Raw genomic sequence first — 22,388 nt, forward strand, 5'->3', positions numbered from 1 at the left:
TTGGGTTAGCTATTTTGTTTATTTAAATATATGTTTGAGCACGTACTTAAAAAGTGGGTTCGTATTTCTTTTCCACAGTGCTAATCTAAGTTCTGAAGCTAATTTTAAGAGACCGTAATGAAGGAAAATAAACAACAATTTCAAGGAGCTTTACTGGGTAGTAAACGGTTTTTACCTCTGTTTGTGACGCAGTTTTTCTCAGCTTTAAATGACAATGTTTATAAGCAATCAATCCTACTTATTTTAATTTTTCAAGCTGCTACGGTAGCTGATGGTGCCTTTTATTCTAATCTGGCGGCAGGATTATTTATTTTACCGTTTTTTCTATTTTCAGGCATGGCTGGGCAAATTGCAGAAAAGTTGGAAAAATCAAAACTAATCAGCATCGTAAAGTTTTGCGAAATTCCAATAATGCTGGTGGGCGTGGTATCTATTTTAACCGAGCAGGTTTGGTTAATGTTAGGTACTGTGTTTTTAATGGGTTTACAAAGCACTTTTTTTGGGCCATTAAAATACTCAATTTTACCGCAGCATGTCGCTCCTCATGAATTAACCAAAGCTAATGGGTTAGTTGAATCTGGCACCTTTGTGGCTATTTTATTGGGCACGGTATTTGGCACTTATTATATAACCCAAGCTGCAGGCCCTGTTTATATCAGTATCGCGATAGTGAGCCTGGCGGTTATTGGTTATTTGAGTAGTCGTTTTATACCAAAAAGTGCTGCGAATGATGCTAATTTAAAGGTATCGCTTAACCCTATTTCCTCGACCAAAAGTGTATTTAATGCGCTTAACGCACAAACCGAGTCAGTGGGTAAGTCAGTATTAGGGATCAGCTGGTTTTGGCTTATTGGTGCGGTGATATTAACGGCGCTCCCTAATTACGTAAAACATGTAATGGGAGGCGATGAGTTGGTTGTGACGGCTGCTTTAGTGGTGTTTTCGTTGAGTATTGCATTAGGATCTTTATTGTGTGAGAAGCTATCGCGCTCACGTATTGAGTTGGGTATAGTGCCCTTTGGTGCACTGTTAATTACCTTATTTTTATATTTATTAAGTCAAGAACCTGGCATTGAATCTTATCGTTTAGTTAATGAGTTGCAGCTTGCTCTTGAGCAAGTAATTAATACCGGCGATATGCTCTGGCATTTTGTTTGGATGGCAGGTATTGGTATTGCCTCGGGGTTTTATACGGTGCCTTTGTATGCACTCATTCAGCAGCGTACTCACCCCGATAGCCGTTCTCGAGTAATTGCAGCTAATAATGTGCTAAATGCGTTGTTTATGGTTGGCAGCGCTGTTTTAAGTATTGTTACCCTAACGCTTTTACACTGGGAGATTTCACAATTACTGTTGTTATTAGCAGGGCTTAATTTACTGATATCGCTGTACATATATAGCAAAGTGCCTGAGTTTTTCTTACGTTTTATTATTTATATTTTAGCGATTTGCATGTATCGAGTACGCACTAAGGGAACGCTTAATATGCCCGATGATGGGGCTGCCGTGGTGGTGAGTAACCATGTTAGCTTTGTTGATTGGATGTTTATTTTAGCCGCGTCACCTAGGCCAATTCGGTTTGTCGTGTTTGCCCCTATTTATTATTCACCAGCACTTAATTGGTTGTTTAAAATGGCCAAAGCCATTCCAATTGATAGTGAAAAAGCAAATCCTAAGGCGTTTAATAAAGCCTTTGACGATATCGCTCAGGCACTAGAGCGTGGAGAGCTGGTGGGAATTTTTCCTGAAGGCAAGCTCAGTGGAGATGGCGAGGTTGATGTATTTCGCCGTGGCATTGAAAAAATAATTCAGCGCACACCGGTGCCTGTTATTCCTGTCCATTTAGATGGACTATGGGGCAGTATGTTTAGTCGAAAAACGAAGTGGCGATTGCCTAGACCAAAGTGGTCGTTGGTCAGTGTGACTATTGGTGAAATGGTGGCTGCACAGAAGGTTAATGCCGATGATTTGCGCGAGCGAGTGGTTGCTTTAAAATAGCTTAATAATAAAAAAGCGCTGCAATTAATTGCAGCGCTATGGTTGTATTACTTAATGGTAATTAACGGTCTAAGTTCATTACTTTAGTCCATGCCGCAACAAAGTCTTCTACAAACTTTTGTTTTGATGTATCAAAAGCATACACCTCAGCAACTGCACGTAGTTCTGAATTTGAACCAAAAATCAGATCAACCGAAGTAGCAGTGTACTTTTGCTCACCTGATTGACGGTCAAAGCCTTGGTAAATGCCAGCATCAGACGATTTTTTCCATACCGTCGACATGTCTAATAAATTAACAAAGAAGTCGTTATTTAGTGTACCTGGCTTGTCAGTAAATACGCCGTAATCAGTGCCTTTGTAGTTTGCATCAAGCGAACGTAAGCCACCGATTAATACAGTCATTTCTGGCACGGTTAGGTCAAGCTGATCGGCTTTATCTATTAGCATTTCAGTTGGCGATTTATAGCTTTTCTCTGCATCAAAGTAGTTTCTAAAACCATCGGCTGGCAGCTCTAATAAGTTAAATGCATTAACGTCAGTTTGCGCTTGCGTAGCATCGCCACGGCCAGCATTAAACGGCACGTTTACTGAGTAGCCTGCATCTTTGGCTGCTTTTTCAATCGCTGCATTACCACCAAGCACAATTAAATCAGCAAGCGATACATGGCTTTTGCTAAATAAGCTGTCGTTAAAGTCAGCTTGAATTGCTTTTAATACTTTGAGTACTTTTGCGGTTTCTGCTGGGTTATTTACTGCCCAATCTTTTTGTGGAGCAAGCGCAATGCGTGCGCCATTGGCTCCGCCGCGCATATCTGAATCACGGTAACTGGCAGCCGATGCCCATGCAACACGTACTAACTCAGGTACACTTAGGTTCGAGTCTAAAATAGCGGTTTTAAGCTCTTTTACTGCACCAGCATCAATGTTTGATTGAGTCTCTGCTGAAATAGGATCTTGCCAAATTAAGTCTTCTTTTGGTACTTCTTTACCTAAAAAGTTACGTGGTGGCCCCATATCTCGGTGAGTCAATTTGTACCATGCTTTAGCAAAGGCCAGTTGATACTCTTTAGGGTCGTTTAAAAAGCGCTCAGCAATTTTGCGGTATTCAGGATCAAATTTTAACGCTAAGTCGGCAGTGGTCATTACCGGTGGGTTAAATTTACCTTTGATGTGCGCATCAGGTACTGACTTATGTAATGATTCATCTGTTGGGATCCACTGAATAGCGCCTGCAGGGCTGCGAGTTTGTTTCCACTCAAAGTTAAGCAGGTTGCTCAAGTACAGTGATGACCAGCGAGTAGGTGCTTGTGTCCATGCGCCTTCTAAACCACTTGATACGGTATCTTCAGAGTGGCCTTTACCACATTTGTTTTTCCAGCCTAACCCTTGCTCTTCAATACCTGCTGCAGCAGGCTCTGCACCTACACAGTCTTTAGGTTTGTGCGCACCATGCATTTTACCAAAGGTATGACCACCGGCGATAAGTGCTAGGGTTTCTTCATCGTTCATGGCCATGCGAGAAAACGCAACACGAATATTTTTAGCTGAACCAATAGGATCAGGTACTCCTTTAGGCCCTTCTGGGTTTACATAAATTAAACCCATGTGAGTTGCACCTAATGGGCGTTCTAATTTGCCGCTAGCATCTTCACGGTCGCTGGCAAGCATTTCTACTTCTGGACCCCAGTAAACCATGTCTGGTTCCCAGTCGTCAGTACGACCACCAGCAAAACCATAGGTTTCAAATCCCATGTTTTCTAGAGCAACGTTACCTGCTAATACGATTAAGTCTGACCATGAAAGTGCTTCTCCGTACTTTTGTTTAATTGGCCAAAGTAAGCGGCGTGCTTTATCTAGGCTTACGTTGTCTGGCCAGCTGTTAAGCGGTTCAAAACGTTGTTGACCACCACCTGCGCCACCACGGCCATCAAGCGTACGGTAGGTGCCTGCACTGTGCCAGGTCATACGAATAAAAAATGGGCCATAGTTACCAAAATCCGCTGGCCACCAGTCTTGAGATTGCGTAAGTAGGGCGTCAATATCACTTTTTACTATGTCTAAATCTAGGCTGTTAAATGCCTCTGCATAATTAAAGTCTGCACCATAAGGGTTTGAGCGTAGATCATGATCACGAAGAGGAGATAGGTTTAGTTGATCTGGCCACCAAAATTGGTTGGTTCTGGTTGCCCCCATTTTTGCCTCACCCATGCCTACAGCACCTTGTGGCTTAGACATTTGTGGTTTTTCTTGACTAAAAGCAGAGCCAGACATAAGTGCCATACTTATAAATCCAACAAGCGCTTTTTTTGTAAATGATCGGTTTTTCATTGTCAGCTTCCTTAAAGTTAACGAATTTCGTTATATACAAAGCGTATTAAAAATAGGGTCTACTCATTTAAAAACAGTAGGCTAAAACTTCATTCAAGTTGTTTTTAAACGAACCTGAATGCACTAAGCAGTGCGAATAGTATAGTAAGGAGGCTAAAAACCGTGTGTGAAATAAAGCGATTGATACAATCTATAAAAATGATTCATTAAAGTTAAATGATTAAATAAATAAATCACTAAAGAGCTTTGAAAGAGGGGCAGACATAAAAAAGCCCAGCGTAGGCTGGGCTATTAGATTAAAGTGAGTGCTATTGAGTTTTCATTAATTTACTGGTGATCACACCTGAGGTCATGGAGCCCGACACGTTGAGTGCAGTGCGCGCCATATCTATTAATGGTTCAATAGAAATAAGTAAAGCCACTACCTCTATAGGTAACCCCATGGTCGGTAATACAACCAGCGCTGCGAAGGTAGCACCACCGCCAACACCTGCAATACCAAACGAACTAATAACGACAATACCAATTAGCGGTAAAATAAACTCAAATGTAAGTGGGTCAATCCCCACACTTGGCGCAACCATCATTGCGAGCATCGCAGGATAAATACCAGCACAGCCGTTTTGACCAATAGTGGCACCAAAAGAAGCCGATAAGTTTGCAATTGCTGGTGGTACTTTTAACTGGTTAATTTGCACGTCAACATTCATAGGAATCGATGCCGCTGAGCTACGTGAGCTAAATGCAAAGGTCAGTACTGGCCAGATTTTTTCAAAATAATGCTTTGGATTTACACCCACAAAGCTAAGCAATAAGCCATGCACAACAAACATCAATATAATAGCCACGTAAGAAGCCACAATAAAGGCGAGTAAATTTAAAATATCGTTACTACTAGAGTTTGCCACAACACTTGCCATTAAGCCCGCAACACCATAAGGAGTGAGTGCAATTACCATGCGAACTAAGCTCATCACTGTCGCTTGTAGGGCGTTTACACCGTTACGAATTGGGCTAGCAAGTTCTGTTTTTTCCAGCATTACTTTACGTGCAGCTATACCAACAAGGACACCAAATATAACCGTGGCAATGATAGAGGTTGAACGTTGATTACTTAAATCCGCAAAGGGATTTTCAGGAATAAAGCTCAATAACATTTGCGGCACACTTAAGTCGGCTACATTCGCAGCTTTGCTTTGTAGTGTGTCCATTCTAGCGGCTTCACGAGTACCCGAAACAAGCCCTTCAATACTGAGGTCAAATCCATACGTTACCGCAATACCAATTAACGCTGCAATTGCTGTGGTAAAGAGTAAAACAGAGATACTAATAAAGGAGATTTTCCCCAGTGAGCCTTGGTTTTCGAGCTTTACCACAGCAGCAATCATAAAAATTAATACCAATGGCATAATGATCATTTTTAATAAACCGACATAGCCTTTACCCACCACGCTTACCCAGCTGAGTATTTCTTTAATGGTTTCTGGAGAGTGGGCAAATAAAAACTGTAGGGCTAAGCCAAAGGTGCTACCAAGCACTAAGCCAAATAAAACGGTACGAGATAAAGAGCTGCTTTTTTGCGAAAAAAGATAAATCGCGAACAGCAAACCGACAAATAATGCCAACATTAATAATACAGCAAGCGACATAGTACCCTCTTTTATAGCTGTGAATTAGCGCGGCACTTTAACGCTTTGTAAGACGTTAACAAAATACGCTTTCGCTATGGTATAGAATTAAAATGAATATAGTAATAATATTAAAGTATAACGAATGAGCACATTGTTGAAAAAATTAACCCATATGATTGTATTTTCTTTAATTTATGGCGTTTACTAGACGAAAGTAAGATCTTAACTACAAATAATAAAAATAATCCACACACGGCTAAAAGACTTAAAGAAGTTGATTTAACTTCTGCTAACTTTAACAACCCATGCTCCAAAGACCGATGCCTAAAAAAATAAAAGCTTATTGTATTGATATATAAAAATATCACTACTTTGATGCTTGTTAATTATTTAAAAACAATACTTTAAAACTAATTTTAATGGTTTTTATCGACATTTTTTTACCAAATGTATGACATTTTAGTAAATGTAAAAATAGTGAGCTGATTAAATTTAACAAGCTGGGAGACGATGTAAAAAGCGTTTAAACATTGAATAAGGCCATCCATGGCCTATTAATTAATCGTTTTTGTAGTAAGGGTAGTCACTGTAACCTTGCTCAGTCCCGCCATACATAGTGGCTGTATCGGCTTCATTTAATGGCCATTGATTTTTTATGCGCGCTGGTAAATCAGGGTTTGCGATAAAAGGACGACCAAAAGCAAATAAATCACCGTAGCCTTTAGCTAACATCGCCACCGCTTTTTCAACAGTGTATTTACCGGCGTAAATAATACGCCCAGAAAATTCAGCTCTGGCTGCTTGATAAAATTGCTCTGGTAAATCAGGGGCATTGTCCCAATCAGCTTCTGCAATTGAAAGGTAGGCAATACCAGCTTGCTCAAGTACTTTAATTGCTTCAATGTAGGTATGATGCGGGTTTGATTCTACTAATCCTAAATAAACACGGGTTTCATCAGTACTGCTAAATAAGGGCGCAAATCTAACCCCTAAGCGCTCAGGGCCTACTACGTCACTTACTGCCGCGACAATTTCTTTTAAAAAGCGCAGGCGATTAGTAAGAGAGCCGCCGTATTCATCATCTCGTTTATTGGTGTGCTCAGAAATAAACTGATTTACTAAATACCCATTAGCACAATGCAGTTCTACGCCATCAAACCCCGCTTCTAGCGCATTACGGGCAGCTTGTGCATACATGCCAACAAGCTCTTTTACTTCATCGGTTGTTAAAGCTTGTGGTTCACTTGGGTTGGCTAAAGCGCCTTGAGCCGGTCCTGTTTCAATAAAGACTTTAACGCTATCAGCTGTTAGAGCTGAGGGGGCAATAGGTTTGGCTTCATTAGGCTGTAAGCTAGTATGTGAAACGCGGCCAACGTGCCAAAGCTGGGCAAAAATAATTCCACCTTCTGCATGTACTGCATCAGTTACTTTTTTCCAACCAGCTATTTGTTGATTAGAATGAATGCCCGGTGTCCAGGCATACCCTTGTCCTCTTGGTTCAATTTGAGTGCCTTCGGTAACCATAAAACCAGCACTAGCACGCTGTGCATAATATGTGGCCATCACCTCGTTGGGGATATTGCCAGGAACTGTGCTGCGTGAGCGTGTAAGTGGCGGCATTACAATACGGTTTTTAAGCGTGTATGGGCCTAAATTGATTGATGAAAATAGACTGTCGATATTTTTACTTGGTTGACTCATTTTAATACCTTTTAAATTAATAATGCTGTTTAGCGCCAATTACAATGCTGGTGATCATAGGGATTAAAGGGTACAATTTGAAACAATGCTTTTTTGTTTAAGATACAATTATGAATGGTATATCTCGGCTTGATATAAAACAATTACGAATATTGAGTGCATTACTTAAACTAAAAAATGTGTCGGATGTGGCGCGAAAAATGGGCTTAACCCAGCAGGCTATTAGCGAGCAGCTGCGAAAATTGCGTGACTTATTTGACGATCGGCTTTTTATTCGCCAAGGCAATACAATGGTTGCAACACCTAAGGCTATCGCACTAGAGAAGCCCATTAATCAAATATTAACTCAGGTAGAAGCGTTATTAATACCTAAACAATTTACCCCAAGTAGTTACAAGGGCGTATTTACAATAAGTGCGACTGATTACGCTATAGCAGCTCTTTTGCCACAATTATTAGAAATAACAAGACGAGAAGCGCCAGGATTAAAGCTGATTATTCGTGACTTTGCCTCTGATAATGTTAATCAATTAATAAGTGCAGGAGAGCTGGATTTATTAATTAGTTTTCCTGAATTTATCCCAACAAACTTAATCTATGACACATTATTTGAAGAACAACATATTTGTATTGCGGGCAAAGACACAGTGTTTTCTTCATCGACGTTGAGCCTTGCTGAAGTGGCGGCACACCCTCAATTAGTGATTTCAGCGTCACGTGCTAACTTAAGAGGCTCTCACGACCAGTGGTTTGCTGATAAGGGCTATGCGCGCAATATAGTTATGTCAGTGCCTGGCTTTTCATTTGTCCCCGATTTGCTTTGCAGTACTGACCTAATTGCTTTTTACCCATCGCGTTTACTGCCAAACGCCAAAGTGAAACAGCTTGAAGTTGAATTATTACCACCGCCATTTAAGGTGATTGCAGCGTGGCATCCACGTTCAAATAACAGCGATATTCACCAGTGGTTAATAGCGCAATTAAAACGGATTTAGTGACTATTTAATTAGTTGACGAATATCGTTCCCTGTTGGTGCCTCATGGGCACGCAACGAAAAGGCGGGTAATATCGCTAATATATGGTCAAATATATCTGACTGAATATTTTCATACTCACCCCAATTAGTTGTATTGGTAAATGCATAAATTTCAATGGGTAAGCCATTTTTAGTTGGCTCTAGCTGCCTTACCATCAGTGTCATTCCCTGATGAATATGTGGGTGATGTTTTAATAACGCGACTAAATAATGACGAAATGTGCCAACATTAGTGAGCCGACGACCATTTAACGTACAGCTCATATCTATTTTTTTCGTGGTATTTTGCTCGTTAATAGCCGGTAGGGTAATTTCGAGGTAGTGACTTAATAAATCTGCTTTTTTCAGCGCGGTGATCTCTTGCTCATCTAAAAAGCGCACACTGCTCATTTCTATATGGATACTCCGTTTTATGCGCCGTCCACCGGATTCTGACATACCGCGCCAATTTTTAAATGAGTCAGAAATTAGCGCATAGGTTGGGATAGTGGTAATGGTTTTATCCCAATTTCTTACTTTAACTGTGGTCAAGGCTATATCAATCACATCGCCATCTGCGCCGTATTTGGGCATTTCTAACCAATCACCAACCGCAAGCATATTGTTTGCTGAAAGCTGAATACCGGCCACCAGCCCTAAAATAGCGTCTTTAAACACCAGTAGCAGTACAGCCGATAGCGCACCTAAACCACTGAGTAATATTAACGGGGATTTATTCATTAATAATGAAATCGCTAAAATACCGGCTAATACGCTGGCGATCAGTTTAATTGTTTGTAAAAAACCACGTAATGGAAAGTGAGCTGCAATGGGTTGCCTGTCAGATATTGCTTGAAAAATATTGAGCAAAGAGAACAGCGAGAGCAGTGCAAATAAAATGATCCACTGATCAGTAAACATCTCAATGATATGTAAAAAAGCCGTTCCTTCTGGAACCCAGAGCCTAGCTTGTATAACAACCACAGCACCTTGTAAAACAAAGGAAATATTACGTGTTAATTTAAGCGCTAAGTCGGCAGGCGTGTGGGTATCGGTTTGAACAACTTTATCACTAAAGCGGCCTTTAAGTAGTCGTTTTGAAACTGACCTTAAGATGAGGTGCAATATGAGCGCAAATAAGCCAACCCAGCACAGTACTAATATGTTGTACCATAAATGCGCACTCCCAGGAAAATAAAGACTAAACCATTGCAGTAAAAATTCTCGCAGCTGCGATCGTATTTCAGTCATTTATATTCCCAAGAGATTTATTTGCGTGAGTTTCATCTATTTAATGAGATCTAGTTAAGCAGATGGGGCGAGAAAAGTCTATTTAAGCCGCGCTTAAATAGACGTTTTAAAAATAATATTTATATTTTATTTTCAGCAAGTTGCAGAGTTAACTCCTCAAAAATACTCGGATCGTCAATGGTTGATGGAATTTGCAGTTCTTCACCATCAATAAGTTGACGTAAGTTTTTGCGTAAAATTTTACCTGAGCGTGTTTTTGGTAAGCGCTCTACACACATAATATTTTTAAGACACGCAATAGCGCCGATTTGATTACGCACGGTTTGCACCAATTGCTGCTCTACTTCTTTATGCGATCCATGAAAATCATTTTTTAACACTACCATGGCCATGGGGTTTTGACCCTTGAGCGCATCATTAACACCAAATACGGCACATTCAGCAACCGCGGGATGAGCGGCTACAATTTCTTCCATTTCACCGGTTGATAAACGATGTCCCGCAACATTAATCACATCATCGATGCGGCCCATAATAAATAGGTAGCCATCATCATCAATATAACCGCCGTCGCCAGAGAGATAATAGCCTTCATATTCACTTAAATAACCGGCTTTAAAGCGTTCGGTATTTTGCCAAATAGTGGGTAAACATCCTGGCGGTAAAGGCAGTTTAATAACGACTGCACCTTGTTCATTGGGGGCGCATTCGTCACCATTCATATCTAAAATACGTACGTCAAACCCAGGAGTCGCAACCGTTGAACTACCTGCTTTTGTAGGTAGATGCTCAATGCCGACAGGATTACAGGCTATCGCCCAACCAGTTTCTGTTTGCCACCAATGATCAAGCACAGGTAGGCCTGTTTTTTCTTTGAGCCAATCGTAGGTGGGAGGATCTAAGCGCTCGCCTGCTAAAAACAAGCGTTTCAGACTTGAAGTATCGTATTGTTTAAACCCATCGGCATTGGGATCTTCTTTTTTTATCGCTCTAAAGGCTGTCGGTGCGCTAAATAAAGCCGTTACTTTATACTGTTCAACCACTCGCCAAAATGCACTGGCATCTGGGGTTCTAACCGGTTTACCTTCAAATAAAATAGTGGCGCAGCGGTATATAAGTGGGGCATACACTATGTACGAATGGCCTACAACCCAACCAATATCTGAAGCGGCCCAAAACACGTCACCAGGTTTCATTCCGTATACGGTTTCCATGCTGTAATGCATGGCCACGGCATGGCCGCCATTTTCACGAACAACCCCCTTGGGAGTACCCGTTGTGCCTGACGTGTATAAAATATAAAGCGGGTGATCGCCACTTACCGGAACAGGATCAACGCCAGTAGCTGTTTGCATTGCAACAGCCCAGTCAATATCACGCTCAGGCATAAGTGGTGCAGTTACTTGTTCACGCTGATAAATAATACAATGTTCTACTTTATACGAGGCTGATTCGAGGGCGTTATCAAGTAACTCTTTGTATTCAATTACGGTATTCACTTCTACACCGCAAGAAGCACTGAGTACTAACTTAGGCTTGGCGTCATCAATTCTTACGGCAAGCTCATGTGCTGCAAACCCGCCAAAAACGACCGAATGAATAGCGCCGATGCGGGCGCAGGCTAACATGCCAATTACAGCCTCGGGGATCATGGGCATATAAATAACCACGCGGTCGCCTTTTGTTACGCCTAAAGACTGCATTACTCCTGCGAATTTAGCGACTTCTTGTTGTAGTTCAAAGTAACTGTAGCTGCGCGCGGTATTGGTTACGGGTGAGTCATAAATTAACGCTGTTTCATCACCATGGCCGGCAATAACATGCTGATCTACGGCTAAAAAGCAGCTATTAAGTTGGCCATCGGCATACCAGTGATATAAACCGTTTTCATCTTGTGTGTAAGCTGTTTCGGGAGCCTGGTACCAAGGGAGGCGTTTACTTTGCGATAACCAAAACGCTGCCGGGTTTTGTTTAAACTCGTTGTAATGTTGTTTGTATTCACCTGACATAAAGGCTCCTGAGCAAAATTTAATATAACTTTATTTAAAACTAAGCGCTTTTTATCAGGAGTGATATTCGACTATGGTCGGTTGAATAATGAACGGGTTGTGTGGTTTTTAGCTAACGCTATGGTTTATAACGAACTAACAACTAGTTTGATGATTTAAATGAGGTAACATATAAAAATGATGAACTATTTAATGTGGTAATAATGAGTCAAGTTGTCAGAGTAGGCGTTGCAGTGATAGTAATGCATGATAATAAAATTTTACTCGGTGATCGAATAGGCGCACATGGTGCAAATACCTGGGCAACCCCTGGGGGGCATTTAGAATTTGGTGAAACGGTTGAGCAATGTGCAGTGCGCGAAGTAGCAGAAGAGACAGGGCTTACTGTTACTAATATTCGTAAACTCGATTTTACCAACGATATTTTTAGCGCCGAGAACAAGCATTATATTACTTTATATGTGCAGGCAAAGTATGAAGGTGGCGAGCCTGTAAATAAAGAGCCTAACAAATGTTTACAGTGGCGTTGGTGCGATATTAATAACTTACCTTCACCTTTATTTACTTCATTAAAAAATTACTTAACACAAGGCGTTTTACCCACTCAAGACTAAAGGCGCGTTGGAATAGGGAGTTGCCATTTATTTAAAATTTGTTGGTATTCACCGCTTTCTTTTATCGCGTTTAATCTAGCAGTAATAATTTTCGCTGTTTGCGGGTTAAGCTGCTTACTTGCTGCAAAGTGAAGAGAGGAAGGTAGCTCATCTAAATGTATACGCTTAGTAATTAAGCTTGGGTCGAGCCCTGTACGCTTTAGCTCGTTTTCAAGTGTGAGGGTGTTAGTTACCACAAAATCGATACGATTTTTATACAGCATTCTCCATAGCTGCTGGTAGTAACTCACTAAGACTAGATTCTCACTTTCAGTAAAGCCTTGAGCTTCTAAATAAGCTTGTGCAGAATAACCGCGAATAGTGGCTACTTTGTATTCTTTGGCAAAGTTTAAGTGAATCACTTCATCGTTATGACTGCGTAAACTTACTAGGTATGCATCTGCAAAATACACTTTTCCCAGCCACTTAAACTGGCTGTTTCTGTTTGGTGTTTTTAACAGTGACAGCATGATGGCATTAGGATTGACTTGTTGTTGAAACATACGCGCCATCGGCATTATTTCAAACGTTGCTGTTAAAGCCGTGCCTTTTAATACTGCTTTAGCGATATCAACTAAGGCACCCTGCGCTTCACCTTGAGGGTTTTTAAAATGATAAGGGGGCAAATCTTCAGCGATGAAGGTGACCGGGTTTGCGTGACAGACCGCACTATAAAAAACCACTACAAAAACAGTTAACATCATACGCAAACGCATAAATAATTGTCTTTAAAGCAATACATGAGGCTAGTGTAAATAAAATTAATAAAAAGGTACACGGTAATGTGTTTTTTAGGTAATCAAATTGTTTAATTATTGTTTTTTATAAATTGACGAGGTGAGCATTGATACCAGCGCTTAAAGGCGCGATTAAAAGAGCTTTGATCATTAAACCCCAACATAGTTGCAATACTGCTTAGCGGATAATGAGGAATATAAGTTAACAAACGGCGTTTTTGCTCTTGCTCAAGAAGAGCAGCAAAATTGGTGTTTTCTTGCTTTAGATGACGTTGCACTGTGCGCGGGGTCATATTTAAAGCACTAGCCGTTCTGATCAGTGAACAGTCCTGCAAATCGTATTTAGCCATTAAAATATGATTAATTTTTTCTGTTAATAATTGCTGACTTTTAAACTGAGATAGCTGTTGCTCTGACATTTGCTTTAGCACAGCGTTAATCTGGGAGTTATCGGTTTTAAAAGGAAGGGTTAAGTAACTACTTGGAAACTCTACTTGATTGAAGTTAGCGCCAGCTTTTACTGGGCAATTAAACCATTGCGCTAATTGTTGTAACTCACTGTCTGAAAAATGTGCTGTAAAATAAACGCAACTAGGCGAAAGCTGAGGATTAAGCAGTTGGCGTATAACACTTACCCACGCGGTCATATTTCGTAATACGGCCTGTGGACTGCACTGTGGGTCTGCTAACCAGGTTACCTTGCAAAGTGTTTGTTGCTGTTCAAACTCAGCACGCCCTATGTTAGCCACTAAACTGTCGTAGCTCAGTAATGCAGTAATGGCACTGGCTAGATTAGTACTTGATTCAATTAAATACCCAAGTACACCAAAATCAGCGGTACGTATTTGTTTTCCTAATTCAAACCCGAATAAGGAGTCATTTAGCGTTTGCTGTGCATAACTAAGCAGCGCATTATAGCTTTTTAAGCTAATACGAGGCGCTAATTGTTGTGTTTGCTTATTTGTATATTCATCAAATTCAATGGCAGTTAGTATCTCTTGGCTATCTAATCCTGTGCTTTGAAGATAATCCAAACAGCTAGAAAAGTAATGATCGGCTAAGGTTTTCATTTGTCGCCTAAAGCTAAAAAATAGTCATCTAATCGCAAGTTTGCCATGCAATATTTTTATATGCTAGAGATCTATAAAAATAATATGGGGCACACAATGATTGAGATAAACGTTAAACATAGTGTGGCAGCAACGCCTGAACAATTATGCACCTTATTATTAGCGCATGCTGATTTGGGGCGCTTTTTTAATGCGCAGTTTGAAGTGTTAACACCGCAAGACTCGGGTGAAATAAGTGGTGGAAAAGGCACCATTAGACAAATAAAAATGCAAGGTACAACATTTAAGGAGCAAATAATAACGGCCGATAATAGCCACATTTGTTACCGCATTTTAGGGGATAAACCCGTTGCACAGCACCGTGGTGATATTTACTTAAAAGCCAATAATACTCAGCCATCACTCACCGAGATCAGCTACCATATTCGTTGTATTGCGCCTTTGTGGTTACCCGACTTTATACTGGCTTTTTTTATAAAAAAAGATGTTAGCCAAGCACTTAAAAAAATAGCCAGCTATTTTCAGGAGAAACGTCATGAGCATTGAAATTATTTTATTGGCACTGAGCCCTATTTTTTTGCTGTTTGTAGGGGTTGAGTTTATAAAATTTAGACGTTACTACGATATAAAAGACAGCTTAGCCAACGCGTTACTTGCTTTATTACATCAAGGCGCTGATGCCATTGCGTTATTATTATTAATGCCGTTTTTTTATTGGTTGTATCAGTTTCGACTATTTGATATTGAATTGACAGTATTTACTGTTTTAGGCGCTTTTTTACTGCAAGACTTTTTATACTATTGGTTTCATCGTGCATCACACCATATTCATTGGTTATGGGCCGCTCATGTAGTGCATCATAGTTCTACTAAAATGAATTTTACCACTGCGTTTAGGCAAAGCATAATGTACCCAGTAGCCGGCATGTGGGTATTTTGGCTGCCCATGATTCTCATAGGTTTTGACCCGCTTACAGTATTTAGTGTGGTGGCACTTAATTTAGCGTACCAATTTTTTGTGCATACGCAAATCGTAGGCAAGTTAGGTTGGTTGGAAAGGGTATTTAATACGCCATCGCACCACAGGGTTCATCATGCAATTAATAAAAGCTACCTCGATAAAAACTTTGCCGGCGTCCTTATTATTTGGGATAAGCTGTTTGGTACTTTTATAGAGGAGGACAAAAATCAGCCCTGTAAATATGGCATCGTAGGCCAGCTAAATAGCAATAACCCACTAATAATAACGTTTCATCAGTGGGCTCATTTATTAAAAAGTACCTATACGGCGAAAGGGTTAAAAGCGAAATGCGAAGTGCTATTTGGCTACCCAACCAGTAGCATTAAAATTAAATAATAGACTTAAAAGTAAAACTGTAGGGCTAAACTAGCCGCAGTATTATGGTTGTGCCATGTTTCGTGCTTTATTTGGCTGCGAAGCGCTATGTTAAGTGACAGCGCATAGCTCCAGGTTAGCGCAGCTTCACTGTGGTTATTAGCGGTATTATCGTTTAGCCAAAACATATTACCCGTTAGCGCAAGTTTGTGATTGTTATTTACTTGCCAAATAATGCCAGCCTCACTACCTAGCCCTATACTTAGCTGGTTAGAAATATCACCAGTATTTAGCTCAAACTGTCCCAAAATATAGCCATGCACACTGTTCGGGTTGCCATAAGACTTACCATATCCACCTTTAGTAAAAAATCGGCCAGAGCGTTTGTTTGGGCTTGGTTGCCTATCAAAGCCCATTTTTATATTCCACGACCAGCTATCAAATACACGATTATCGGGGGCAAGCGACATAGCATCAAGTAAGTAAAAATGCTCAATCTGGCTATTACCGCTATCTGATAGGTTAGCTGCTAAGTCAAAAAAGCTAATTTGAGCACCGGGTATAAAGCCTGCAGGTCTGTCTAGTAAATCATGATAAGCAAGGCGATAAGCTAAATTGGTGGTGTTTTGCTGGTTATTATTTTGCACTCTTTTAGCTGTTAGCCTTGAAGAACCATGGCCTTGCTCTGGCGAAGCTTTAGGTTTATAGGGCTTAGCTAAAGGAGAAGGGACAGCATACTTACTGCGCATTAATAATAACTTAGTAAGACGAGGGGCTATTTCTTCACGGTTAAGGGCTTTATCGTAAAATTCAAAATTTAGCCATTCGTACGCCATCTCTAGTATGGCTACTAGCTCTTTTTGTGAGTAATTACGGGTATTTAATGGCTTGCCTTGCATAAGCTCCCTCGCATCACTAAGTTGTTGATCACTTAACTGTGTTGAATAGTGATGTAGCTTAGTACCAAAAGCAGGGCGGTAATTAGGAGTTTGCAGTAAGTTGTTGTCTCTAAGTGCGGCAACTGTGTCTGAAGGAATAGCCTGCATGTTAAATTGCGAGGTTAAATTAAGGTCGTCTTTAGCTAATTGTAATAGCCCCAGTAACTGATATGAGCAGTTTTCGTCTATAAAAAAGTAATCAAAAGTGGCGCGTTGTAACTCCCATAAATGCAGTAATACCCGCTCAACTTGTTGCTCAGTTAAATTGAGTTTGTATTCCCAAATGTCGCGTGATTCTAAGTCGTTATATTCACGTACTTTTTTGTAATACGGCATCAACGAAAACTTACCCGGATAGCTACCAACAAGGCCTTTCAGTGCATACATGGCAGCGTTATCTGAGTCATCAGGTTCTGCCGCAAAGTTTACAGCAAAGGCAATCAGTTCTTTACTACGGGTTTGATCTTTAGCGTCGATGCGCAGTAAAGTGTGCCCAAACATTGATGAAGGGCTGTTCATAAATGCGGTAGGGAATACAAGCGTAACCCCTTTAGGATTAATGACTTGTTGCCAGGTTTTAAGCTCAGCGCAATCAAGAGCAGGCCAATTGTTTTTAATTTTTGATTTTAGCCATGTGTAGCGAGCTGGAAATTGACAGCTGTATTTTTGTTGACTGCTTTTACTGGCATTAAATGCTCTAATGGTGGCATTTAACTCATCTACTGGGCTGGTTTTACCTGTAGGGGATAAAAAAAACTCGGCGCTATCCACCTCGCTTTTCCAGCTTCTGAAGGTTGTATTGCGGTAGTGGCCCAGTTTAAGCCAGTAAGGGTGTGTGGCTAAGGTACTTTTTTCAATACTTTTAGCATTTGATTGCATACTAAAAAGTATGGCTAGCAAGGTAAATAATATTTTTTTCATAATCGCTAAATCATAAAAAAGCCGCTAGAGGATACTCTAGCGGCTTTATTTATAAATATAAAACCGGCTAATTTAGCTGATTAAGACAGCGTATAAGAAGCTAGTTGTGCGTCGCTTGCTACAACAGCGTTTAGGTTTTCTAACACTGTTTGTGAAGTTACGTTCTCAGAAGTAAATACTGAAGAAAATTGTGCTTGAGCAAGTTTGTTGAATGCTGCTTTATCTTGGTCTGCAACGCCCCAAACCTCAGCAAGTGTTGCTAAAGTTTCGCCTTCACCTTGAGACATATCACGAGCAAGTTGCTCCATGTTGCCATCGATGAATAATGCGATTTTTTCAGAAGAAGTAACAGTACCAGTACCGTCACAACCTAAAGTACCAAAAGTAATACCGAAAGTTTGGTTACCAGAAGTACCATTAGTTGTAGCGCCTAAAATTTTAACGCCTTTACCTTGCTGACCAGCAAATAACATAGAGCCTAGGCCACAACCAATATCTTGGTCAGCCATAGCATTAGAGAAAGGAAGTAAAGAAAGTGCTGCTACTGCGATTATTTTTTTCATATCCATAAATCCATATTTGATTAGTCTTTATTTAGGGTAAACAAAGAGCGCGGAGGATTTTAACAGAGTTGTAGAAAAAAGGAACATAACAAGCTATGAATTTTTTCATGTTGCGCTTACTTTAATTAATAAAATAAACACGTTACTTACTGGTTTTAGCTAGCTTTAAGAACTTTGCTTTTTACTTCTTGGCGCACCCAGTAAAATAAAAAGGTGGCAAATACACACTGATAAAAATGCACTAATTCCCAAAGCGCCACCAAAGCCATCAAGAATGGGAACCAAATAGGCAAAAAACAATGAAAATATAATTGCTGAACTGGCAAGCGTATAAACACCAAAGCGGTGAGGGGCGCTCATGCCAATAAAGGTGCCGCCAAAAAAAACGATACTATAGAGTTCTGCGTTGAGGCTCAGCTGTGCAAAAATCAAATAGGCAATAATTGAAAGTGCAGCTGAGGCTCTTATAGCATCAAAGCGGTTATGCTTTGCTAAATAAAAGGTAAAAAAAGCACCAGCCAAGGCTAATACTGGGTATGTAATAGTCATATCAGCAATCCTTTAGCTAAAACAAACAGGGCTACACTGGCAAATGCAATACTGCCTAATCGTCCGCCAAATCCTGCAAATACATTAAGTGTTAGTGTATATAAAACAGCGCCAATGGCAGAAATAATAGCGATTTCCCAATAGTTGCTAATTAAGTTGGTGGAACACATACCGGCAAAACTACCTGCATAAATGGAGGCATAAGGGTGGTTTTGATAACGTGCAGGAAACGGAATAAATGAGCCGATGAGGCCTGTTAAAGCAGCAGACACAACAATAGGTAATGCCAATGTGGTATGCAATATAAAGCACGACAAGCAGCCGATAAAAAAGGTGATGAATTTTAAAAGTATGAATTTAGTCATAAGGCGCACATCATAAAGGTTCAGTTTTAGCTTAAATAGTTAAAATCGACAATTTAAGACTAAAAGCGATATATGGCTCCCAAAAGAGCAAATAACCGTGGCTTTAAATTAAATGTACGCAATGAATGACTAAAAATAATGCCGTTAATGTTCTATAAATTACAAATTATGTATAATGCAGCATATTTCATATATTAAAAGTTATAACCTAAGGTAATTTATGTCTAACTGTTTGCATTTGGCTATTCCAGCTGGTGATCTTGAAAAAGCGAAAGCGTTTTATTGTGACGTGCTTGGTTGTAAAACGGGTAATAGTGAAGCTGGGCGATGGGTAGACATTGATTTTTGGGGTAACGAGTTAACGCTTCATCAAAGCACAGAGCGCTTACCAACAGTGCGTCATGATGTTGATATGGGCGCAGTAGCTGTACCGCATTTTGGCATTCATTTATCTGAAGATGAATTTCAGGCATTAAAAAAACGTATTGCACACGCGGGCCTTGAATATTTAGATAAGCCTTACCGCCGTTTTGTAGGTGATGAATTTGAGCAAGAAACGTTTTTTATTGAAGATCCAAATGGTAACGTTTTAGAAATGAAAACTATGGTAAACCCAGAAGTCTTATTCAAAAAAGACGAGTAATGATTATGCGCCTAAACGATGACTTTAGGCGTTTTCTCTTGTGAAGGTTTGCTTAGCCTGCGCTTTTCGTAATGACTTTTTTTGATACATTGCTTTATCACCGGCTTTTAAAACCTCATCTAAATTTTTAGGCGCTTCGCTATAGTTTATTTGCCCTACGCTTGCGTAAATAGCGATGGTGTTACCTTGGTGCTCTAAGCTAAGCGCATTTAATTTTTGTTCAAGGGTCGCAACTCGCCGGTTAATTTTATCTTTGCTGGTAAATAATGCCATAGCCACAAACTCATCTCCGCCTAAGCGGCCAACTGCGTCTTCACTGCGCATATGCTGACTAATTGACTCAGCCACTATGCAGAGTACTTTATCGCCAACATCATGGCCGTAGGTATCATTTATTGCTTTGAATCGGTCTAAATCGATATATAAAAAACACAACACGCCACCACGTTGAGCGTGTTTTTTTAATAACTCATTGGCTTTTAAACTCCAGCCTCGGCGGTTATAAATATGACAAAGATGATCGTAATTAGCGTGCCGTTCAGCCTGTTTTTTAGCATAACTGAGTCGTTGAATTCGCCTACCAACTGCAATAGCAAGAAGCAGAGATTCAATCGCAAAAGCAATCACAAACCCATAACGCTGTATAAAAGGACTGTATTCGGTTAGTAACACTCTAAATATCATGCTGATAAACACACAGCTTAAGGCAATAAATACTAAGCTGGCTTCGTTAACGCCTTGTTTAGCTTGCACGGCTGAGAGTATAAAAATGGTCATCACAATTAGTAGTGACAAATAGCCAGTAACGATTGTGGTGATATTAGTAATAGCGGGCAAATCTAAAGCTATTTTTTGTAAGCACAAAGTCAATACACATAACGCGGTAATTTTTAATGCATAACTTAATTTGCGCCAATACTCAGGTAGCTCTAATAGTGCGCTCATAAACCAAGTAGCACTGACTATAGTTAAACCAATGCTTAATGTATAAAGGTGGCTGATATATGCAGAAAAGTAGCCATTGGTAAATAAATAGGGTTGCCCTTCTTGTAAAAAAATAAAGCTAGCGATACAAAAAAGATAGATGCCATACAGTTTAAAAATAGCGTCTTTAATGCCATAACCTATTATTAAAGCATAAAAAATAAGCGTTGCGCATAATCCATAAAACACCCCAAATATTAAATTGTACAACTGCACCTTTTCAATAAATTGCTGTGAGTCTAGCCAAGTAAACCGGGGGGTATAGCTGGCAGTAGTGGTTAAAGTTAGCTTTGCATTAAAGCTGCCTTGTTCCATTAAAATAGCCATTTGATTTGTTTTTAAAGGGGCTTTTAATTGGTTATTTTGTTGCCACGAAAAACGTTCAAGTGCAGGGCGAGTAAACGTAAAAACACCGCTTTGGTTTAGCGTACATACCAACTCAAATTGGTTAATGCCTTTTTCTAGTTTTATGTCTGCAGCAATACCTTGCGATAAGGGAGTGGATACACTGTTTGCGATAGATTTTAAATTGCAGCTATCTTTTGCAATAGCTGTATTGCAGATAAGAAAAATAAAAATGACAAATAAAGCACCGCAAAATTTAATACATAAGGAGGTGGTTATATGTAAGTGCTTCCTTATTGTTACGGTGTTATTGAGCATAGTAGGGTTAAAAAAATGGCTGTTACTCTATATTAACAAAGCGTGTTATCTTTGCTAGTAAAAGTTAATGATAAAGTTTGATATAGCGCATGAATGGGTAAATCTTATTTTATAACTGTATTTCACTCGGAGTTTTATTAAAGTGGCGTTTAAACTCACGGCTAAACTGTGATGCACTGGTGTAACCTACCTTAAAAGCAGCTTCATTTGCTTTGCTTCCCGCTGTGGTAATTAGCTCTTTTGCTTTAGCTAAACGTACTTTTTTTAAGTATTGTAAGGGAGATTCAAACGTTACCTGTCTAAATGCACGATGAAAAGAGGATACGCTCATATTGACCTCTTCTGCTAAACCTTCAACAGTAATAGGGTTTGCATAGTCCTGATGCATCGTTGCTAGTGTGCGAGCTATACGCGCATAATGGCCATCATGCATAGCTAGGCCTATTAAAGTATTCCCTTGGGGGCCGCAAAGAACACGATACACAAGCTCTTTTACTATATCTTCGCCGAATATCTCAGCTTCAAGTGGATTATTTAAAACTGTTAATAACCTATACGTCACTTGCTCCATTGCGCAGTCTAGCTTGGCGGATTGTACTGCACCAATGTGCGCGCTGGAGACTGATAAAGGCTGGTGCTGCATCATCTGATTAACCAGCTTGTGCAACATGGCAGGATTTATATCTATAGCAATGCCCATAACCGGTAAGTCATTATCAGTAAACGCTTCACACTCTAATGGGACAGGTACACCTAGTACCAAGTAATCACCTTCGCCGTATTTTATTTGATGTTCTGGGAAATGAATTATTTTATGGCCTTGGCCAACCACGATTATGCCTGAATTATAAATAAGCGGTTGGCGTGGTGAGCTTTTGGTAGCGCGATGAAAATACACCCCAGGAATAATTGTTTCCATGGTGCCCTCAAAGCTTAGTAAATTATTGTGCTCGGCGTATTGTTGCAACATTTTGGCTATGATGGGCATAAAAGTATCTGTAATTAAAATATTTTGCGTAAAATAACAGTGC

19 protein-coding genes are annotated in these 22,388 nt (G+C 40.0%); 6 read left to right on the forward strand and 13 right to left on the reverse strand.

Going from position 1 to position 22,388, the window contains the following annotated elements; all coding sequences use genetic code 11:
• The first annotated feature begins 117 nt into the window (after window positions 1-117).
• Window positions 118-1,998 carry an MFS transporter gene (locus MTN96_RS18420; protein WP_069440125.1) on the forward strand — a complete coding sequence of 627 codons (1,881 nt, stop codon included), beginning with the start codon at window positions 118-120 and terminating at the stop codon, window positions 1,996-1,998.
• Between the two features lie 61 nt (window positions 1,999-2,059).
• Here MTN96_RS18420 and katG read toward each other — a convergent pair whose 3' ends face one another.
• From katG to MTN96_RS18435, 3 genes are all read right to left on the reverse strand, one after another.
• Window positions 2,060-4,327, reverse strand: coding sequence for a catalase/peroxidase HPI (gene katG / locus MTN96_RS18425; protein WP_069440126.1), 2,268 nt, complete (start codon window positions 4,325-4,327; stop codon window positions 2,060-2,062).
• A 308-nt stretch (window positions 4,328-4,635) separates the two neighbouring features.
• Complete coding sequence (locus MTN96_RS18430) at window positions 4,636-5,976, reverse strand: L-cystine transporter (protein ID WP_248532460.1); 1,341 nt, start codon at window positions 5,974-5,976, stop codon at window positions 4,636-4,638.
• A 540-nt stretch (window positions 5,977-6,516) separates the two neighbouring features.
• Entirely contained in the window at window positions 6,517-7,659 is a 1,143-nt protein-coding gene (locus tag MTN96_RS18435) for an alkene reductase (protein WP_248532461.1), read from the reverse strand.
• 110 nt (window positions 7,660-7,769) lie between these two features.
• Here MTN96_RS18435 and MTN96_RS18440 point away from each other — a divergent pair, with 110 nt between their 5' ends.
• Window positions 7,770-8,654 carry a LysR family transcriptional regulator gene (locus MTN96_RS18440; RefSeq protein ID WP_069440129.1) on the forward strand — a complete coding sequence of 295 codons (885 nt, stop codon included), beginning with the start codon at window positions 7,770-7,772 and terminating at the stop codon, window positions 8,652-8,654.
• 3 nt (window positions 8,655-8,657) lie between these two features.
• Here MTN96_RS18440 and MTN96_RS18445 read toward each other — a convergent pair whose 3' ends face one another.
• Complete coding sequence (locus MTN96_RS18445) at window positions 8,658-9,926, reverse strand: mechanosensitive ion channel family protein (protein ID WP_138563828.1); 1,269 nt, start codon at window positions 9,924-9,926, stop codon at window positions 8,658-8,660.
• 119 nt (window positions 9,927-10,045) lie between these two features.
• A complete protein-coding gene (locus tag MTN96_RS18450) occupies window positions 10,046-11,935 on the reverse strand; it encodes a propionyl-CoA synthetase (protein ID WP_248474425.1) in 1,890 nt (629 codons plus the stop codon).
• A gap of 203 nt (window positions 11,936-12,138) precedes the next feature.
• Between MTN96_RS18450 and MTN96_RS18455 the strand changes: the two genes are divergently transcribed.
• The gene (locus MTN96_RS18455) at window positions 12,139-12,549 is read left to right on the forward strand and encodes an NUDIX hydrolase (protein WP_138626212.1); all 411 of its coding nucleotides are present in this window, start codon (window positions 12,139-12,141) and stop codon (window positions 12,547-12,549) included.
• Here MTN96_RS18455 and MTN96_RS18460 read toward each other — a convergent pair.
• Window positions 12,546-13,304, reverse strand: coding sequence for an ABC transporter substrate-binding protein (locus MTN96_RS18460; RefSeq protein ID WP_248532462.1), 759 nt, complete (start codon window positions 13,302-13,304; stop codon window positions 12,546-12,548). The genes MTN96_RS18455 and MTN96_RS18460 overlap by 4 nt on opposite strands.
• 92 nt (window positions 13,305-13,396) lie before the next feature.
• A complete protein-coding gene (locus tag MTN96_RS18465) occupies window positions 13,397-14,395 on the reverse strand; it encodes an AraC family transcriptional regulator (protein WP_248532463.1) in 999 nt (332 codons plus the stop codon).
• 96 nt (window positions 14,396-14,491) lie between these two features.
• Here MTN96_RS18465 and MTN96_RS18470 point away from each other — a divergent pair, with 96 nt between their 5' ends.
• Together MTN96_RS18470 and MTN96_RS18475 are read left to right on the forward strand one after the other, a co-directional pair.
• Window positions 14,492-14,941, forward strand: a complete 450-nt coding sequence (locus MTN96_RS18470; RefSeq protein WP_069440170.1) for an SRPBCC family protein — start codon at window positions 14,492-14,494, stop codon at window positions 14,939-14,941.
• On the forward strand, window positions 14,931-15,752 hold the full coding sequence (locus MTN96_RS18475) for a sterol desaturase family protein (protein WP_248532464.1): 822 nt from the start codon (window positions 14,931-14,933) through the stop codon (window positions 15,750-15,752). Before MTN96_RS18470 ends, MTN96_RS18475 begins: the two co-directional genes overlap by 11 nt.
• 5 nt (window positions 15,753-15,757) lie before the next feature.
• Here MTN96_RS18475 and MTN96_RS18480 read toward each other — a convergent pair whose 3' ends face one another.
• The 4 genes from MTN96_RS18480 to MTN96_RS18495 form a co-directional block, all read right to left on the reverse strand.
• The gene (locus MTN96_RS18480) at window positions 15,758-17,590 is read right to left on the reverse strand and encodes a DUF4105 domain-containing protein (RefSeq protein WP_248532465.1); all 1,833 of its coding nucleotides are present in this window, start codon (window positions 17,588-17,590) and stop codon (window positions 15,758-15,760) included.
• Window positions 17,591-17,670: 80 nt separating this feature from the next.
• A complete protein-coding gene (locus tag MTN96_RS18485; RefSeq protein WP_036956603.1) occupies window positions 17,671-18,153 on the reverse strand; it encodes a DUF3015 domain-containing protein in 483 nt (160 codons plus the stop codon).
• Window positions 18,154-18,318: 165 nt separating this feature from the next.
• A complete protein-coding gene (locus MTN96_RS18490; protein ID WP_036981428.1) occupies window positions 18,319-18,702 on the reverse strand; it encodes a hypothetical protein in 384 nt (127 codons plus the stop codon).
• On the reverse strand, window positions 18,699-19,067 hold the full coding sequence (locus tag MTN96_RS18495) for a hypothetical protein (RefSeq protein WP_171034667.1): 369 nt from the start codon (window positions 19,065-19,067) through the stop codon (window positions 18,699-18,701). Before MTN96_RS18495 ends, MTN96_RS18490 begins: the two co-directional genes overlap by 4 nt.
• A gap of 220 nt (window positions 19,068-19,287) precedes the next feature.
• Here MTN96_RS18495 and MTN96_RS18500 point away from each other — a divergent pair, with 220 nt between their 5' ends.
• Complete coding sequence (locus MTN96_RS18500; RefSeq protein WP_036981430.1) at window positions 19,288-19,710, forward strand: VOC family protein; 423 nt, start codon at window positions 19,288-19,290, stop codon at window positions 19,708-19,710.
• Between the two features lie 24 nt (window positions 19,711-19,734).
• On the opposite strand, the gene MTN96_RS18505 is transcribed toward MTN96_RS18500, so the two are convergent.
• Window positions 19,735-21,357 (reverse strand): diguanylate cyclase, encoded by a 1,623-nt coding sequence (locus tag MTN96_RS18505; protein ID WP_248532466.1) that lies wholly within the window; start codon window positions 21,355-21,357, stop codon window positions 19,735-19,737.
• Between the two features lie 109 nt (window positions 21,358-21,466).
• Window positions 21,467-22,345, reverse strand: a complete 879-nt coding sequence (locus tag MTN96_RS18510; RefSeq protein WP_036956599.1) for an AraC family transcriptional regulator — start codon at window positions 22,343-22,345, stop codon at window positions 21,467-21,469.
• Window positions 22,346-22,388 lie beyond the last annotated feature (43 nt).

The organism is Pseudoalteromonas sp. 2CM28B, assembly GCF_023161935.1.

What these genes read in the sequence shown, in the direction of transcription:
- MTN96_RS18420 (WP_069440125.1), top strand. Translation starts at nt 118, where the DNA reads ATGAAGGAAAATAAACAACAATTTCAAGGAGCTTTACTGGGTAGTAAA.
- katG (WP_069440126.1), bottom strand. Translation starts at nt 4,327, where the DNA reads ATGAAAAACCGATCATTTACAAAAAAAGCGCTTGTTGGATTTATAAGT.
- MTN96_RS18430 (WP_248532460.1), bottom strand. Translation starts at nt 5,976, where the DNA reads ATGTCGCTTGCTGTATTATTAATGTTGGCATTATTTGTCGGTTTGCTG.
- MTN96_RS18435 (WP_248532461.1), bottom strand. Translation starts at nt 7,659, where the DNA reads ATGAGTCAACCAAGTAAAAATATCGACAGTCTATTTTCATCAATCAAT.
- MTN96_RS18440 (WP_069440129.1), top strand. Translation starts at nt 7,770, where the DNA reads ATGAATGGTATATCTCGGCTTGATATAAAACAATTACGAATATTGAGT.
- MTN96_RS18445 (WP_138563828.1), bottom strand. Translation starts at nt 9,926, where the DNA reads ATGACTGAAATACGATCGCAGCTGCGAGAATTTTTACTGCAATGGTTT.
- MTN96_RS18450 (WP_248474425.1), bottom strand. Translation starts at nt 11,935, where the DNA reads ATGTCAGGTGAATACAAACAACATTACAACGAGTTTAAACAAAACCCG.
- MTN96_RS18455 (WP_138626212.1), top strand. Translation starts at nt 12,139, where the DNA reads ATGAGTCAAGTTGTCAGAGTAGGCGTTGCAGTGATAGTAATGCATGAT.
- MTN96_RS18460 (WP_248532462.1), bottom strand. Translation starts at nt 13,304, where the DNA reads ATGCGTTTGCGTATGATGTTAACTGTTTTTGTAGTGGTTTTTTATAGT.
- MTN96_RS18465 (WP_248532463.1), bottom strand. Translation starts at nt 14,395, where the DNA reads ATGAAAACCTTAGCCGATCATTACTTTTCTAGCTGTTTGGATTATCTT.
- MTN96_RS18470 (WP_069440170.1), top strand. Translation starts at nt 14,492, where the DNA reads ATGATTGAGATAAACGTTAAACATAGTGTGGCAGCAACGCCTGAACAA.
- MTN96_RS18475 (WP_248532464.1), top strand. Translation starts at nt 14,931, where the DNA reads ATGAGCATTGAAATTATTTTATTGGCACTGAGCCCTATTTTTTTGCTG.
- MTN96_RS18480 (WP_248532465.1), bottom strand. Translation starts at nt 17,590, where the DNA reads ATGAAAAAAATATTATTTACCTTGCTAGCCATACTTTTTAGTATGCAA.
- MTN96_RS18485 (WP_036956603.1), bottom strand. Translation starts at nt 18,153, where the DNA reads ATGAAAAAAATAATCGCAGTAGCAGCACTTTCTTTACTTCCTTTCTCT.
- MTN96_RS18490 (WP_036981428.1), bottom strand. Translation starts at nt 18,702, where the DNA reads ATGACTATTACATACCCAGTATTAGCCTTGGCTGGTGCTTTTTTTACC.
- MTN96_RS18495 (WP_171034667.1), bottom strand. Translation starts at nt 19,067, where the DNA reads ATGACTAAATTCATACTTTTAAAATTCATCACCTTTTTTATCGGCTGC.
- MTN96_RS18500 (WP_036981430.1), top strand. Translation starts at nt 19,288, where the DNA reads ATGTCTAACTGTTTGCATTTGGCTATTCCAGCTGGTGATCTTGAAAAA.
- MTN96_RS18505 (WP_248532466.1), bottom strand. Translation starts at nt 21,357, where the DNA reads ATGCTCAATAACACCGTAACAATAAGGAAGCACTTACATATAACCACC.
- MTN96_RS18510 (WP_036956599.1), bottom strand. Translation starts at nt 22,345, where the DNA reads ATGCCCATCATAGCCAAAATGTTGCAACAATACGCCGAGCACAATAAT.